Annotated in this window: 12 protein-coding genes; 11 read left to right on the top strand and 1 reads right to left on the bottom strand. The window is 66.5% G+C overall.

What is annotated here, in order from left to right; all coding sequences use genetic code 11:
• The first annotated feature begins 10 nt into the window (after positions 1–10).
• The 10 genes from HDC29_RS11625 to chrA all read left to right on the top strand — a co-directional run bounded on the left by HDC29_RS11625 (position 11) and on the right by chrA (position 12,439).
• Positions 11–307, top strand: a complete 297-nt coding sequence (locus HDC29_RS11625) for a DUF6489 family protein (RefSeq protein ID WP_179497691.1) — start codon at positions 11–13, stop codon at positions 305–307.
• Positions 308–330: 23 nt separating this feature from the next.
• The gene (mnmE, locus tag HDC29_RS11630; RefSeq protein ID WP_373562812.1) at positions 331–1,635 is read left to right on the top strand and encodes a tRNA uridine-5-carboxymethylaminomethyl(34) synthesis GTPase MnmE; all 1,305 of its coding nucleotides are present in this window, start codon (positions 331–333) and stop codon (positions 1,633–1,635) included.
• A 75-nt stretch (positions 1,636–1,710) separates the two neighbouring features.
• A complete protein-coding gene (mnmG, locus tag HDC29_RS11635; RefSeq protein WP_179497693.1) occupies positions 1,711–3,582 on the top strand; it encodes a tRNA uridine-5-carboxymethylaminomethyl(34) synthesis enzyme MnmG in 1,872 nt (623 codons plus the stop codon).
• A 334-nt stretch (positions 3,583–3,916) separates the two neighbouring features.
• Complete coding sequence (gene rsmG / locus HDC29_RS11640) at positions 3,917–4,558, top strand: 16S rRNA (guanine(527)-N(7))-methyltransferase RsmG (RefSeq protein WP_179497695.1); 642 nt, start codon at positions 3,917–3,919, stop codon at positions 4,556–4,558.
• A complete protein-coding gene (locus HDC29_RS11645; protein WP_179497697.1) occupies positions 4,555–5,337 on the top strand; it encodes a ParA family protein in 783 nt (260 codons plus the stop codon). The genes rsmG and HDC29_RS11645 overlap by 4 nt, the downstream gene beginning before the upstream one ends.
• On the top strand, positions 5,338–6,303 hold the full coding sequence (locus HDC29_RS11650; protein WP_179497699.1) for a ParB/RepB/Spo0J family partition protein: 966 nt from the start codon (positions 5,338–5,340) through the stop codon (positions 6,301–6,303). It abuts the gene before it with no gap.
• 366 nt (positions 6,304–6,669) lie between these two features.
• Complete coding sequence (locus HDC29_RS11655) at positions 6,670–7,167, top strand: DUF4402 domain-containing protein (protein ID WP_179497701.1); 498 nt, start codon at positions 6,670–6,672, stop codon at positions 7,165–7,167.
• A gap of 199 nt (positions 7,168–7,366) precedes the next feature.
• Positions 7,367–8,194, top strand: a complete 828-nt coding sequence (locus HDC29_RS11660) for a molecular chaperone (protein ID WP_179497703.1) — start codon at positions 7,367–7,369, stop codon at positions 8,192–8,194.
• A gap of 31 nt (positions 8,195–8,225) precedes the next feature.
• Positions 8,226–11,063, top strand: a complete 2,838-nt coding sequence (locus HDC29_RS11665) for a carboxypeptidase-like regulatory domain-containing protein (protein WP_179497705.1) — start codon at positions 8,226–8,228, stop codon at positions 11,061–11,063.
• Between the two features lie 176 nt (positions 11,064–11,239).
• A complete protein-coding gene (gene chrA, locus HDC29_RS11670; RefSeq protein WP_179497707.1) occupies positions 11,240–12,439 on the top strand; it encodes a chromate efflux transporter in 1,200 nt (399 codons plus the stop codon).
• Positions 12,440–12,543: 104 nt separating this feature from the next.
• On the opposite strand, the gene HDC29_RS11675 is transcribed toward chrA, so the two are convergent.
• Complete coding sequence (locus tag HDC29_RS11675; RefSeq protein ID WP_179497709.1) at positions 12,544–13,506, bottom strand: patatin-like phospholipase family protein; 963 nt, start codon at positions 13,504–13,506, stop codon at positions 12,544–12,546.
• Between the two features lie 162 nt (positions 13,507–13,668).
• On the opposite strand from HDC29_RS11675, the gene HDC29_RS11680 reads away from it, so the two are divergent.
• Positions 13,669–15,204 carry an NAD(P)/FAD-dependent oxidoreductase gene (locus tag HDC29_RS11680; RefSeq protein WP_179497711.1) on the top strand — a complete coding sequence of 512 codons (1,536 nt, stop codon included), beginning with the start codon at positions 13,669–13,671 and terminating at the stop codon, positions 15,202–15,204.
• The last annotated feature ends 26 nt before the right edge of the window (positions 15,205–15,230 follow it).

A 15,230-nucleotide genomic window follows, 5' to 3' on the forward strand; every position in this document is an offset into this window, starting at 1 on the left:
GAGACAGGCGATGAAGTTCAATATCGAGATCGATTGCACCCCCGAAGAGGCGCGGCGCCTGTTCGGTCTTCCCGACCTCGAGCCGCTGCACGATATCTACCTCGACCGCGTCAAGGAGCTGATGGCGAAGGGGATCACCCCCGACCTCGTCCAGTCGATGGTCAAGACCTGGGTGCCGATGGGCGGCAGCGGGCTCGAACTCGTCCAGTCGTTGCTCGGCCAGTTCGGCGGCGGGCTGATGGGCGGGACGTCGAAATCGAGCGACGCGGCCGATGACGACAAGCCCGCCAAGGGACGCAAGAGCTGAACCAAGCCGTTGTAAGAGATACGATTTTTGCGTTGTCGAGCGGGATGCCGCCGGCAGCGATCGGCGTCGTGCGCGTGAGCGGACCCGGGGCTCGCGAGGCGTTGCACGCGCTTGCGGGGCGGGTGCCCAAAGTGCGCCGGGCGTCGCTCGCGGACTTGAAGGACGCCGACGGCGCGGCGCTCGACCGGGCGCTGATTTTCTGGTTTCCGGGACCGGCGACGGCGACGGGCGAGGATCTGGCCGAGCTGCATCTGCACGGCGGCCGAGCGGTGGTCGCGGCGGTCGAGGCGTCGCTCGGGGCGATGCCGGGACTGCGGCGCGCGGAGCCGGGCGAATTTACGCGGCGGGCGTTCGAGAACGGGCGGATCGATCTCGCTGAGGCCGAGGGGCTCGCCGACCTGCTCGCGGCGGAGACCGAGAGCCAGCGCGTGCAGGCGCTGGGCATGGCGAGCGGGCATGTGTCGCGCGCGGTGGCGGGATGGCAGGATCGATTGCTCGGGCTGATGGCGGGGGCCGAGGCCGAGCTGAATTTCGCCGACGAGGACGATGTCGAAACTGGCGACGATGTCGCGCGGCGTCTGATTTCGGGGATGGGCGCGCTCGCGGGCGAGCTGGGCGAATGGCTGGCGCGGCCGGCGGCGGAGGTAATCGCCGAGGGGTTGTCGGTCGTGATCGCGGGACCGCCGAATGCCGGAAAATCGACCTTGATCAATGCCTTGGCGCAGCGTGAGCTGGCGATCGTGTCGCCCGTCGCGGGAACGACGCGCGATGTGATCGAAACCCCGCTGGCGCTGGATGGGATCGCGATGCGCTTTTCAGACACCGCCGGGCTGCGCGCCGAAAGTACCGACGATATCGAAATCATCGGCATCGACCGCGCGAAGGCGGCGGTCGAGAGGGCCGATATATTGTTGTGGCTCGGGCCGCCCAAGGAAGCGCCAGACCATCCGCGCGCGATCCTGATCGCGGCGCAGCTCGATCGCTGGCGGGGCGATGCAGCGGCCGAAGCCGAAGCGGCGCTTGCCGATATCGCCCTGTCGGCGGCGACGGGCGAGGGGATGGAGAAGCTCCACCGCTATATCGTCGAGATGGCGCGGACCTTGTTGCCGCGCGAAGGCGAGGCGGCGCTGCGCCAGCGTCAGCGCGCCGCGCTTGCCGAGGCAAAACAATGGCTTGAGATCGAGACGGGTTCACGCGAGGCGCGCGACCTGATCCTGCTCGCCGAGCGTCTGCGGCTCGCGGGGACGGCGCTCGACCGGATCACCGGGCGGGCGGGAGTCGAGGAGATGCTCGACGCGTTGTTCGGGCGTTTCTGCATCGGGAAATGATGTTCCACGTGAAACATCGCAGGATGCGCGACGCGGTGGATTCGCTGGCCGCTTTGCGCTAAAGGCGCCCCAATCATGCAGGATCCAGTGATTTACGATGTCATCGTCGTCGGCGGTGGGCACGCCGGGACCGAGGCGGCCGCCGCGGCGGCTCGTTTGGGCGCTCGCGTTGCGCTCGTCAGTTTCGATCCCGCGCTGATCGGGGCGATGTCGTGCAACCCGGCGATCGGCGGGCTCGGCAAAGGCCATCTGATGCGCGAAGTCGACGCGCTCGACGGATGGATGGCGCGCGCGGCCGACAAAGCGGCGATCCATTACCGGATGCTCAACGCGTCGAAGGGCGCGGCGGTGCAAGGGCCGCGGATCCAGGCCGACCGGAAACTGTACCGCGACGCGATCCAGGATTTTCTTGCCGCCGAGGATAGCATCTCGGTCGTCGCAGGCGAAGCGGCAGCGCTGGTGCTTTCGGCCGATGGATCGCGCGTCGAAGGACTGGAGCTCGGCGATGGGTCGCGGCTGGCAGCATCCGCCGTCGTGCTCGCGACCGGAACCTTTCTCGGCGGCCGGCTTTTCCGCGGCGAGGAGCGAATGGCGGGAGGGCGTATCGGCGAAGCGGGCGCACACCGGCTGGCGCAGCAGCTTCGCTCCGCCAACCTGCCGATGGCGCGGCTCAAGACAGGGACGCCGCCGCGGCTCGACGGGCGGACGATCGACTGGGCGCGGCTGGACGAGCAGGCCTCGGACAGCGCCGAAGGCGCGACCTGGACCTGTTCCACGTGGAACAGCGAGCGGACGGTCCCGCAGATTTTCTGCGCGATCACGCGCACCAACCGCGAAAGCCATGCGATCATCGCGGCGAATCTCGACCGCTCTCCGCTGTTCACCGGCGCAATTGGCGCGGCGGGGCCGCGCTATTGCCCGTCGATCGAGGACAAGATCCACCGATTCGCCGATCGCGACGGGCACCAGGTGTTTCTCGAACCCGAGGGGCTCGATTCCTTCCTCGTCTACCCCAACGGCATTTCGACTTCGCTCCCCGCCGATGTGCAACTCGCGATGCTGCGTACGATGGAAGGGCTCGAGACGGTCGAGATGGTCGTGCCGGGCTATGCGGTCGAATATGATCACATCGATCCGCGCGCGCTCGATCGGACGTTGCAGGTGCGTGAAATCGGTGGCCTCTGGTGCGCGGGGCAGATCAACGGGACGACGGGATATGAGGAAGCCGCGGCGCAGGGGCTGGTCGCGGGCGCCAATGCCGCGCTTGCGGTGCAGGGACGCGAAGCGCTGATTCTCGACCGCAGCGAATCCTATATCGGGGTGATGGTCGATGACTTGGTGTTGCAGGGCGTGACCGAGCCGTATCGGATGCTCACCGCGCGCGCCGAATATCGGCTGCGGCTGCGCGCCGACAATGCCGCGACGCGGCTAACGCCGAAGGGCATCGCATTGGGGCTCGTGCGGCCGGCGACCGCGGGGCTGTTCGAAGCGCGGCAGGGTGAGCGCGCGCGGGCGGAAGCCTTGCTCGATGCGCCGGTGGCGACCGCCGATTATGCCGTGATCGGGCTCGGGCTACCGGGCGACGGGATCGCGCGGCGCCGGATCGACCTGCTGCGCTATACCGACGTGACGATGTCGCGGCTGACGCTACTCGCGCCCGAGCTCGAAACGATTGATTGTGCGATTCTCTCGGAGGTCGCCGAGGACGCGCATTATGCACCCTATATCGCGCGGCAGGAGGCCGAATTGCGCTCGCTCGCGGCGAACGAGGCGATCATGCTCGATCCCGCGCTCGATTATGCGGCGATCGGCGGATTGTCGCGCGAGATGGTCGAGCGGCTGACCAGGGCGCGGCCCGAAACACTTGGGCAGGCGGCGCGGATCGACGGGGTGACGCCGGCGGCGCTGACCGCGATCATGGTGCACAGCCGGCGACGCGCGGCTTGAATCGAGCCGCGCCGGCTAAGTTTGTTGAGGCCCGCAGGTCGTCGATTTGGGTAGGCCGCTGACATGTTCTGAATGATTTTCGCGGAGAGATCGCAGAAGATGGAAGGCAAAGGTTCACGCAGAGCGGCGAGGATGCGAACGGAATTGGGAGGCTGCATGGCAACACCGGTGTCGGGGTCTGGCCGTCAAAGTGAAATGGCATCTTCTTCTTTGCGCCTTTGCGTGACGATTTCGAAATCTCGCGCAGAGACGAAAGGCATTGGGGAGGGGTCGGGATAGCTGTATTCGCGGGAATGACGAGATTGAGGTGGCGACGGTGGATGACGGGGTTCTGATGAGCGAAGAAGCCGCGCGCGCCTGGATTGGCGCGGCGTTTGCGCCGACCGCCGCGCAATGGGCGCGGCTCGACAGTTTTGCGGCGATGCTCATCGCCGAAAATGCGCGGCAGAATCTGATCGCTGCGTCGACGATTCCGACGCTATGGGTGCGGCATATCGCCGACAGCGCGCAGCTGCTGTCGTTCGATACGCGCCACGGCGACGGGCTCTGGATTGACCTGGGCAGCGGGCCGGGGTTGCCGGGGCTGGTCGTCGCTATCCTGAGTGCGCGGCCGATGCTGCTTGTCGAATCGCGAAAGAAGCGCTGTGACTTTTTGCGCTCGGTTGCGGCCGAACTGGACCTGAGGCACGTCGAGGTCGCCGAGGCGCCGCTCGAGCGCGTCGAGACGCGGCCCGCGGCGACGATCAGCGCGCGCGCCTTTGCGCCACTCGACCGGCTGTTCGACTTATCCGCGCGTTTTTCCACCGAATCGACGTACTGGCTGCTGCCAAAGGGACGAAACGCGGTTAAGGAACTGGCATTGCTGCCGCAGCCATGGCAGAGAATGTTCCACGTGGAACAGAGCCGCACCGATGCCGACAGCCAGATTTTGGTCGGCACCGGAAAAATCGCGGCAAAACAGCGAGGAAAGCGATGATCCGCATTGCCGTGGCGAACCAGAAGGGCGGGGTCGGCAAGACGACGACCGCGATCAATCTGGCGACCGCGCTCGCGGCGACGGGCTGGCGGACGCTGATCATCGATCTCGATCCGCAGGGCAACGCCTCGACGGGGCTCGGGATCAAGCAATCGCAGCGCGAATTTTCGAGCTATGAATTGCTGCGCGGTGACGCGGGCGTCGCCGAATGCGCGATTCCGACCGCGGTACCGCGGCTCGATATCGTACCGGCGACGGTCGATCTGTCGGGCGCCGAGATCGAATTGATCGAATTTCAGGACCGGCTGCACCGGCTGCAGCAGGCCTTGTCGAGCACCGAGGCCGGACAGTGGGATATCTGCCTGATCGACTGTCCGCCGTCGCTCGGCATGCTGACGCTCAACGCGCTGATCGCCGCCGAATCGCTCATCGTGCCGCTGCAATGCGAATTTTTCGCGCTCGAGGGGCTCAGCCAGCTGCTCACCACGGTCGAACGTGTGCGTGAGCGCTTCAACCAGAAATTGTCGATCCTCGGCGTAGCGCTGACCATGTTCGACCGGCGTAACCGGCTGACCGACCAGGTTTCCGACGATGTGCGCGAAGTGTTGGGCCCGGTGGTGTTCGACACGGTGATACCGCGCAACGTGCGGCTATCCGAAGCGCCGAGCCATGGGCTGCCGGCGCTGATCTACGATCATCGCTGCGCCGGATCGGCGGCCTATATTGCGCTCGCGCGCGAATTGATCGACCGGCTCCCCGAAATCCGCAAGGCGGCATAAATGGCTGATAATAAAGACGAAAAGCAACCGGATATGACGCCTGCGCGCAAGCGGCCGTCGGGGCTCGGGCGCGGGCTGAACGCCCTGTTCGGCGACGTCGCGGTCGAGGCGCCGGTGCTCGCGACGCCCGGCAGCGCGACGAAGGCCACGCCGGTATCGGGCGACGCGGTGCAGCATGTCGGCGTCGGATCGATTCGCCCGCTTCCCGGCCAGCCGCGGCGCCATTTCGACGAAAATGCCATTGCCGAGCTGGCCGATTCGATCGGGCTGCGCGGATTGCTGCAGCCGATCATCGTGCGCCGGTCGCCTGATGGCGACGGGTACCAGCTTGTCGCGGGCGAACGGCGCTGGCGCGCGGCGCAGCGCGCCGGGCTGCACCAGATTCCCGCGCTGGTGCGCGAACTGGACGATGCCGCGACCTATGAGATCGCGCTGGTCGAGAATATCCAGCGGCAGGACCTCAACGCGATCGAAGAGGCGAGCGCCTATCGCCGGTTGATCGAGGATTTCGGCCATAACCAGGAAGCGCTTGCGAAGCTGGTCGGCAAGTCGCGCAGCCATGTCGCGAATTTGATGCGCCTGCTCGACCTGCCCGAAAGCGTGCAGGAGCTCGTCGGCGACGGATCGCTGGCGATGGGGCATGCACGCGCGCTGATCGGCGCGGCTGATGCCGAAGCGATCGCGCGCCGCGTGGCGAAGGAGGGCCTGTCGGTTCGCACCGTCGAGGCGCTTGTCCGCGCCGCAAAGGGCGGCGATGCGCCGCGCAAGGGGCCGCTCGAATATAAGAGCATGGACGGCGGGCGTGACCCCGACATTGTCGCGGTTGAACGCCACCTTTCCGAATTGCTCGGCATCGGGGTCGCGATTCAATATGCCGGCGAGGGCAAGGGGGCGCTGACGCTGAAATTCGCGTCGCTCGACCAGCTCGATATGATCTGCCAGCGGCTCTCGGGCGAAGGGATCTGATCCTTTTGCTGGCGACGCCGGAAACGATTCGCGTTGCCGCCCCGCTTGTTCTTCCTTTGATTCGCGCAGAGGCCGCAGAGAATTCGGTCTCTGCGTGCAAGATTTCTCAGCCGGCGAATCGGTGAGGCACGGCCGTATATTGTGTCAGCCTGGGCCGTCGAGGAGGGATGGTCGGTCACGAAGACCCGCCTATATTATGTATAAATATATGATTTTAAAAGATAATAACCGGCCATCCGGGCCAGTTCCTATCGCGCTGTTAACCAAGCTTGCTGGCAAAACCTGAACAGGTCCCCGCGTAAACAGGTCGGCGAATGGGGTGGGATTTCCATTCGAATTTTGACCGAATTCAAGGGACCAAATCATATGCGCAACTATGGAATGAAGCGCGCCTTTCTGGGCGCCGCGATTGCTGCCCTCGCCATGAACGCTTCGGCGACGCAGGCGGCGACGGCCACGGGAACGGCGACGGCCAAGATCCTGCGCCAGATCACGCTCACCAAGACCAGCGACCTGCAATATGCGACGATCATCAGCGGCGCGACCGCATCGACCGTCGCCGTGTCGACCGCCGGCGGCGTGACCTGCGGCGCGGGGCTGACCTGCACGGGCACGACGACCTCGGGCAGCTATGACGTCCAGGGAACGAGCGGCGCGGTGGTACTCGTCGGCGGCGATTCGAGCGTCACGCTCAACGGTTCGCTCGGCGGCACGATGACGTCGACGCTGACCTATTCGGCGCCGAGCATCACGCTGGGTGCCGCCGGCGGCAGCTTCCAGGTCGGCGGCACGCTGAGCGTCGGCGCCAACCAGGCGTCGGGCGACTATTCGGGGACGTTCAACGTCACCGCCAATTACCAGTAAGAATTGGGGGGCCTGGCGGGCCGAGATCCGCCAGCCGTGAAAATGGGGTCGTCGGGCGCGCGTCCGGCGGCCCCTTTTTTGCGCCGACGCCCTCGATGGTTAGCGAAATCTCAACCATGTTGGCGCAGGCAGGAGAGGACCAACCGCGGGGCGAGGACCAGTCAGCCCCCGACATCCAACGATTGTGGGGATCGTACCGATGCTGCGCTTTTCAAAGCCTTTCCGCCTGCTCGCCGTGGCGGCGCTCGCCGCGCTGTCCGCTCCCGCCCATGCCGCGGGCGACCTGCTCGTCGCGCCGACGCGCGTCATCCTCGACGGCTCACGCGGCACCGAAGTGGTGCTCAACAATATCGGCAGCGAGCCCGCGACCTATCGCATCAGCCTCGAGATCAAGCGAATGACCGTCGATGGCGGGCTCGACGAGATCGCCGAGGACAATGTCACGCCGGCGGAACGCGCGGCGCTCGACATGATCGTCTTCAGCCCTCGGCGTGTGATCTTGCCGCCCAACCAGCCGCAGGTCGTGCGCGTCGGCGTGCGCGTGCCCGAGGGGTTGCCGCCGGGCGAATATCGCGCGCACATGCTGTTCCGCTCGGTTCCCGATGCGGCGCCGGCGGGCGCGGCCGGGACGAAGCCCGCGAGCACGGGCGTGTCGATCGCGCTGACGCCGATCTATGGCATCACCATCCCGGTTATCGTGCGCGTCGGCGACCTGGGCGCCGACGCGTCGATCGGCGCGGCGTGGGTGAGCGAGGGGGCCGACGGGCCTGCGTTCAATTTCGGCCTTTCGCGCACGGGAAACCGCTCGGTCTATGGCGATATCGAAGTGACGCGGCCCGGCGTCGCCGAGCCGCTGCTCGTCGCGCGCGGAATCGCGGTCTATTCCGAGGTGAGCAAGCGTAACGTTTCGCTGCGCGTGCCCGGCGAGGTTGCGGCGAAGCTCAAGGGCCCGGTGCGTATACGGTATAGCGAGGACCGCGAAATCGGCGGCGGGACGATCGACGAGGCCGAGCGGATGGTGAAATGACGGCATAGGCCGAAGCGAGGCGGTCGGGGCAATGATCCGCGCGGCGCTTTTTCGATGGGGGGCGGCGATCCTCGCGGGGCTGGCGCTGGCGGGGATGCTTCCCGCCGGCGCCGAAGCCGTCGAGAAAAAGCCGGTCGCGGTCGCCGACAATTGGGCGCCGAATGAGGACGATAGCTGGCTGTTCGACGTGCGGTCGGGGCAATATAGGCTCGGCGACGGGGTGCGAGGCTATCAGACGCCGCAGGGGATTTGCGTCGATCTGGGCGATGTCGTGCTCGCGCTCGATCTGGCGGTGCGCGTCGACCGGAAGTTGCGCCGCGCAACCGGCTGGGTGTTCGACGAACGGCGCAGCCTGACGATCGATCGCGACGCGGGCGAGGTGCGCGCGGGGAGCCAGGCTTTCCGCCTGGGCGCGACGACGATCCGCGACACCGCCGCGGGCTGGTGCGTTGATCTGGACAGTTTGAACGCGTGGCTGGGCGTTCCGCTGGCGGCCGATCTATCGAACGCCGTGCTGCGCGTCGATGCGAAAGAGAAGCTGCCGTTCCAGCTCGCCGCCGAACGGCGCGCGCGCGGGGCGTCGATCCGCCCGCAAGGCCAGTTCGACCTTGCGACCCTGCCGCAAGCGGTGCGGCCCTATCAGGCGTGGGCGACGCCGTCGGTCGATGTCGTCGCCTCGGCCGGGGTCGTGTCGGACAGGCGCGGCGGCTCCTATGTCCAGGGGCGTTACGAGATTTTCGCCGCGGGCGAGGCGCTGGCGCAGAGTTTCGACGCGCGGCTGTCGTCGGACAATGAAGGGGTGCCCGACAGCTTGCGGATGCGGCTCTATCGAACCGACCCTGAGGGGCGGCTGCTCGGGCCGCTGAAAGCGACGCATTATGGCGCCGGGGACGTCAGCCTGCTGTCGACGGGCATCGTCGCGGCGTCGGCGCCGGGGCGCGGGGCGGTGCTGACCAATCGCCCGGTCGAGCGGCCCGACGCCTTCGACAAAACGACCTTTCGCGGCGATTTGCCCGCGGGCTGGGACGCCGAGCTCTATCGCAACGGGCAGCTGCTCGCCTTCACGAGCCCCAATGGCGACGGGCGCTATGAATTCATCGATGTGCCGCTGCAATATGGCGCGAACCGCTTCGAGATCGTGCTGTACGGGCCGCAGGGGCAGATCAGGCGCGAAATCCGGCAGGTGCAGGTAGGGATGGATTCGATCCCGCCGCAGCAGACCTGGTATTGGGCGGGGTTCGCGCAGGAAAATGCCGACCTGATCGAATTCGGGGGGCGGCGCGGCGGCGCGTTCCGGCGCGGTTGGCGCGGCACCGCGGGAATCGAGCGCGGGCTCGACACGCGCACGTCGGCGGCCGCTTATCTGCACAGCCTGCTGATCGAGAATGTCCGATATAATTATGGCGAAGTCGCGCTGCGGCGATCGATCGGGCCGACCCTGCTGGAGGTGGGAGGCTCCTACGCGGACGCTTCAAGAGGTGGCGGGGGCGGTGTCGCGGCGCGCGCGAGCTGGCTTGCGGCGTTCGGCGAAACCTATGTCCGTGCCGATGCGATGCGCGGCTGGGGCGGGTTCGTGTCCGACCGCCTGATCGGCAATATCAACGGCATCACGTCGGTCTCGGTCGACCAGTCGGTGAAGCTGGGGCAGACGATCCTGCCGCTCCATTTCGATGTGCGCCACGTCGAGCGCTGGTCGGGCGTCGACAGTCTGGAAGCCAGCGCACGCGCATCGGCAAGTTTCCGCGCGCTGACCTTCACCGGCCAGCTCGACTGGAGCCGGACCAAGGTGCCCGCCGGCCCCGACCCGCCCGACAATTTTGCCGCGACCCTGCTTGCCAACGCGCGCATCGGTCGCGTCCGCGTCCGCGGCGAGGCGCGCTTCGCGCTGTCGGGCGATAATAGCGACACGCGCATGACGCTGATCGGCGAATGGGCGGGGAAGGGCAATGCGGAATGGCGAAGCGAGCTCGGCTATGATCGCGGGCTCGATCGCGCGCGCGCGGGCCTCGGATATACGCGCCGTTTCAACAGGCTACAGTTGACGGGATTCGGCGAGGTCGCGAGCGACGGGTCGCTCGCGGCGTCGCTCGCGCTCGCCTTCAGCTTCGGGCCCAAGGCGGGCGGCGGCTGGCGGGTGTCGAGCGAAAAGCTCGCGAGCCGCGGCCAGGTGATCGCCGATGTCTGGATGGACGAGAATGGCGACGGGGTGCGCCAGCCGGACGAGGCCGCGCTGCCCGATGTGCCGCTGACCGCAGGCAACGCCTTTGTCGATGCGGCGACCGACGTGGACGGGCGCGGAACGATCGATGGATTGGAACCCTTCCGGCCGGTGATGATCGGGATCGACGCGGGCAGCCTGCCCGATCCCTATGTCCAACCCGCACTGCCGGGAGTTGTGGTCGCGCCGCGGCCCGGGGTAGCGACGCGCATTGCACTACCGATGGTCGCGGCAGGCGAGATCGAGGGAATAGTGCGACGCGACGGCGGCAATCCGGTTGAGGGGCTGCGCGTCGAGCTGGTCGACGCCGAAGGCCGCGTGCGTGCGACGACGCAGACGGAATTCGACGGCTATTTCCTGTTCGAAGGCGTGGCGTACGCGCGCTACACGGTGCGGCTGGACAAGGCGTCGGCGGCGGCGCTGCGGCTCGACGGCGATTTTGCGGTGAACGCGGCGCCCGGCAGGGCGACGCCGCGCGTGCGGCTGGGGACGCTGGTGCCGAAGCCGCTGCGGCGCGATGTGGTCGCGCAAGGCGGACCGTCGCCGCATGGCAACAGTCCGCGTGGGCCTCCGGGCGAAGGAGAAGCAGCGACGGACTCAAGGGCGCGATCATTGCGGATTGAATCGTCGTCTCCGCCTTCGCCGGGATGACGAGCTATGAAAAATGATGTTTCAACCCAATTCGACCACGCTCCGGTCGCGATTGACTTCGTTCCGGCTTCGGATGATATCGGCGGCAACGGGCCGGCGCGGACGCCCGTTCAGGCGGGACTTCCGCCCAAGTTCCGCTCCATCAGCCGCATTCTCGCGGCGCCCGGAGCGTTATCATGAATCCCGACCTCTACCAGACCCGCCCGTCGGACCTCAGCCTGACGGCGCTGTTCCTGAAATTCCTGCGCTTTGGCTTTCTCGCTTTCGGTGGCCCGGTCGCGCAGATCGCGATGATCCGGCAGGCGCTCATCGACGAGGAGCGCTGGATCGACCCGGCGCGTTTCAACCGCCTTCTCGCGGTGCTGCAAGTGCTGCCCGGGCCCGAAGCGCACGAGCTTTGCGTGCATCTGGGGATGGTCGCGCGCGGGCGGATTGGCGGCCTGCTCGCGGGGCTGGGGTTCATGCTGCCGGGGCTCGCGCTGATGCTGATCGCAGGCTGGCTCTATGTCGGCTGGGTCGCGGGCAAGGCCGGGCTCGCCGGCGTGTTGCTCGGCGTGCAGGTCGCGGTGCTCGCGATCATCCTGCGCGCCGTCGTGCGGATCGGCGAGCATATCGTCGAGGACCGGCACCTCGCATTCGTCGCCGCCGCGAGCCTGCTCGCGACGATTGCGGGCGTGCCCTTCTGGATTCCGCTTGTCGCCGGCGGGCTGGCCTATGCCGTTTCGCATCGTCCCGCGGCTGCGATCCTGATCGTGGTGGTAGCCCTCGGCTTGGCGACGACGATCCATCTGGCGCTGAGTCCAACTGATTCCGGGCCTGCCGCGATGGCGGCGGTACCCGTCACGCTCGCCGCCTTGTTTGTCGCCGGGCTGAAGGGTGGGCTGCTCACTTTCGGCGGCGCCTACACCGCGATCCCCTATGTCCGCGCGGACACGGTCGGGCGCGGCTGGATCGGCGACGGGACGTTCCTTGATGGTATTGCGCTCGCAGGGGTGATCCCAGCGCCGCTCGTCATTTTCGCGACCTTCGTCGGCTATGTGGCGGGCGGCGCGAGCGGCGCGCTGGCGATCACCGCGGGGATGTTCCTGCCTGCCTTCGCCTTCTCGCTGATCCTGTTCGAGCGGTTGGAGGCGATCGTGGAAAATCCGGCGTTGCACCGTCTTCTTTCGGGCGTTGCCGCCGCGGTCGTGGGGATTATCGCGGCGACTTTCGTTCAGCTGGGCCAGGCGACGGCCGAGCGGGTCGCGGAGCCATGGTTTGCGGCATTACTCTTTGCCGGGGCACTGGTGGTGGCGTGGCGCGTCAAGGGCGCGTGGGTGACGCCCGTTGTCGTGGCGGGCGGGGCGATGGCGGGCTGGTGGGGAATGACGGTTTAAGGGTGGGGTGGACGTTCCCTTATCCGTCGTCCCGGCCTTCGCCGGGCTGACGAGATTGTGGAAGGCACCTTTCCGGTCGAAAGAAAGCGGACGTTCCGCCCGCCTCAGCTCAGCAGCGGCTCCAGCGCGTCCCATTCGCGGTCGACGGCGCGGCGGCCGGCGTCGATTGCGGCACGGATCCTGGCCGGGTCGAATTCGAGCGTTTCGGCGACTTCTTCCTCGGGTTCGATGATGCGGATCGGCGCGAAGCGGTAGCGCGCGATCTGGACGTCGAGCGGGCGGAGGATGCGCGCCGCCTGCGCCCCGCCGATGCCTTCATTCTGGAGCGCGCGAAGCTGGCCCTCGCGCGCGGCGATCAGGTCGTTGATCAGCGCGGCGCCCGACAGGTCGTTCGCCGAAACCTCCGATTGCAATATGTCGACCGCGCGCAGCCCGATCTTGATGAGGTTGGGGAAGGTGCGCACCGCACCCGGCCGCGGTGCGGGCGAGGCGCGCACCGCGATCACGCCGCGCGGGTTCATTTCGAGCGCCGAGCTCAAGGGGGTGACATCGCGCACCCCGCCATCGACCCATTGTTCCTCGGTCCCGTCGCTCGCGCGCGTTTTGAGCGGATCGAAGAAGAGCGGCATTGCGCAGCTGGCATAGACCCAATTGTGGATGCCGGGCACGCTTTCGTCGATCGTGCGATAGGTGCCGGTGCCGAGATTGACGACGCCGAGCAGCAATTTGCGCCCGCTGGCGCCCAGTTTCGCTTCGTTCGCGAAGCCCTTGAGCAGGCGTTTGAGGGGCCCGGTGTCGTAGAGCGCGTCCTCGCCGAGCAAGCCCCCGACGACGCCGAGCGGGCGCGATTTATAGATCGAGCTGTTGCCGCGGATGCCGAGCCAGGCGTCGAGCAGGCCGGGGACGTCGTCCTGCGCGACGCCCAAGGCCTGAATCGCGCCGGTCGATACGCCCGCGACGATGTCGAGCCGGACACCGCGATTGACGACGAGTTCGTGGACGACGCCGACCTGGAACGCGCCTTTCGCGCCGCCGCCGCTCAATACGATTGCCAGACCGCCTGCCATGCCGTGCGCCTCCTGGGCCTGTGCCGGTTTACAGCAATATGGCCGGCTTCCCAAGGCGCGAAGCGGCGTTACCGACAGAATCCCGATGCGGTGTTAACCAGTTTTTATCCATGATTGGCCACAGGGGTAGCGAGCATGAATTTGCCTGTGGGGAATAACATAATGTCCGAAGCCTCTGGTTCGAAAAGCCGTCCGACGAGTGCCGACGTCGCCATCATCGGCGCGGGGCCCGCGGGTCTGACCGCCGCCTATCTGCTGACCCAGCAGGGATATAGCGTGACGGTGATCGAGAAGGACCCGGTCTATGTCGGCGGGATCAGCCGCACGGTCGAGCATGAGGGCTTTCGTTTCGACATCGGCGGGCACCGCTTCTTTTCGAAGAGCCGCGAAGTCGTCGACCTGTGGAACGAGATTCTTCCGCATGATTTCATCGAGCGCCCGCGGATGAGCCGCATCTATTATGAGGGCAAATTCTATTCCTATCCTTTGCGCGCGTTCGAGGCGCTGTGGAATCTCGGCATCGTGCGTTCGACGCTGTGCATGGTGAGCTATGCCAAGGCGAAGCTGCTGCCCAAAAAGACGGTGCGCAGCTTCGAGGACTGGACGATCAACCAGTTCGGGCAGAAGCTCTATTCGATCTTTTTCAAGACCTATACCGAGAAGGTGTGGGGCATGCCGTGCGACGAAATGTCGGCCGACTGGGCGGCGCAGCGCATCAAGGGGCTGAGTCTCGGCGGTGCGGTGATCGACGGCCTGAAGCGCAGCCTCGGGCTCAACAAGCGCCCCAATGACGGCATGGCGACCAAGACCCTGCTCGAAACCTTCCGTTATCCGCGGCTTGGTCCCGGCATGATGTGGGACGCAGCGCGCGACAAGGTTGTCGCGGGCGGCAACCATGTGCTGATGGGCCACAGCTTCAAGCAGCTGACGCAGGACCAGAAGACGGGCCGCTGGCGGATGACCGCGACCGGCCCCGACGGCGATGTCGTGATTGATGCCGCGCATGTCATCAGCTCGGCGCCGATGCGCGAGCTGGCGGCGCGTATTCATCCGCTGCCCGCGTGCGCACTGAACGCCGCGCCGAACCTCAAATATCGCGACTTCCTGACCGTTGCGCTCAAGATACGCTCCGAGGACCTGTTCCCCGACAACTGGATCTATATCCACGACAGCAAGGTGCAGGTCGGCCGGGTACAGAATTTCCGCAGCTGGTCGCCCGAAATGGTGCCGGATCCGGCGATTGCATGCGTCGGCCTCGAATATTTCTGTTTCGAGGGCGACGGGCTCTGGGCGTCGAGCGACGAAAAACTGGTTGCGCTCGCGACGAAGGAAATGGAAATCCTGGGTCTTTGCGATCCGGAAGATGTGGTCGGCGGCGCGGTGGTGCGGCAGGAAAAGGCCTATCCGGTTTACGACGATGATTATGCCGCGCATGTCGACACGATGCGGTCGGAGCTTGAGGCGCGTTACCCGACGCTGCACATGGTCGGGCGCAACGGCATGCACCGCTATAACAACCAGGATCATGCGATGATGACCGCGATGCTGACCGTGCGCAACATCGCGGCGGGCGAGAAGCTCTACGACATCTGGGGCGTCAACGAGGACGCCGAATATCATGAAAGCGGCACCGAGGGTGAACAGGCGGCGCTGGCGTCGGTCCGCGACGTGCCGTCGCGCGTCGCGAAGGCCGCCTGAGGCAGGGCCCGTCCGGGGGATCGGTG

The sequence above is a fragment of the Sphingopyxis sp. JAI108 genome (assembly GCF_013410105.1).
GTDB lineage: Bacteria > Pseudomonadota > Alphaproteobacteria > Sphingomonadales > Sphingomonadaceae > Sphingopyxis > Sphingopyxis chilensis.

Excerpts from the sequence above, each read along its gene's own strand:
- HDC29_RS11625 (WP_179497691.1), top strand. The coding sequence starts at position 11 with ATGAAGTTCAATATCGAGATCGATTGCACCCCCGAAGAGGCGCGGCGC.
- chrA (WP_179497707.1), top strand. The coding sequence starts at position 11,240 with ATGAATCCCGACCTCTACCAGACCCGCCCGTCGGACCTCAGCCTGACG.
- HDC29_RS11660 (WP_179497703.1), top strand. The coding sequence starts at position 7,367 with ATGCTGCGCTTTTCAAAGCCTTTCCGCCTGCTCGCCGTGGCGGCGCTC.
- HDC29_RS11675 (WP_179497709.1), bottom strand. The coding sequence starts at position 13,506 with ATGGCAGGCGGTCTGGCAATCGTATTGAGCGGCGGCGGCGCGAAAGGC.
- mnmG (WP_179497693.1), top strand. The coding sequence starts at position 1,711 with ATGCAGGATCCAGTGATTTACGATGTCATCGTCGTCGGCGGTGGGCAC.
- HDC29_RS11645 (WP_179497697.1), top strand. The coding sequence starts at position 4,555 with ATGATCCGCATTGCCGTGGCGAACCAGAAGGGCGGGGTCGGCAAGACG.
- rsmG (WP_179497695.1), top strand. The coding sequence starts at position 3,917 with ATGAGCGAAGAAGCCGCGCGCGCCTGGATTGGCGCGGCGTTTGCGCCG.
- HDC29_RS11680 (WP_179497711.1), top strand. The coding sequence starts at position 13,669 with ATGTCCGAAGCCTCTGGTTCGAAAAGCCGTCCGACGAGTGCCGACGTC.
- HDC29_RS11655 (WP_179497701.1), top strand. The coding sequence starts at position 6,670 with ATGCGCAACTATGGAATGAAGCGCGCCTTTCTGGGCGCCGCGATTGCT.
- HDC29_RS11665 (WP_179497705.1), top strand. The coding sequence starts at position 8,226 with ATGATCCGCGCGGCGCTTTTTCGATGGGGGGCGGCGATCCTCGCGGGG.
- HDC29_RS11650 (WP_179497699.1), top strand. The coding sequence starts at position 5,338 with ATGGCTGATAATAAAGACGAAAAGCAACCGGATATGACGCCTGCGCGC.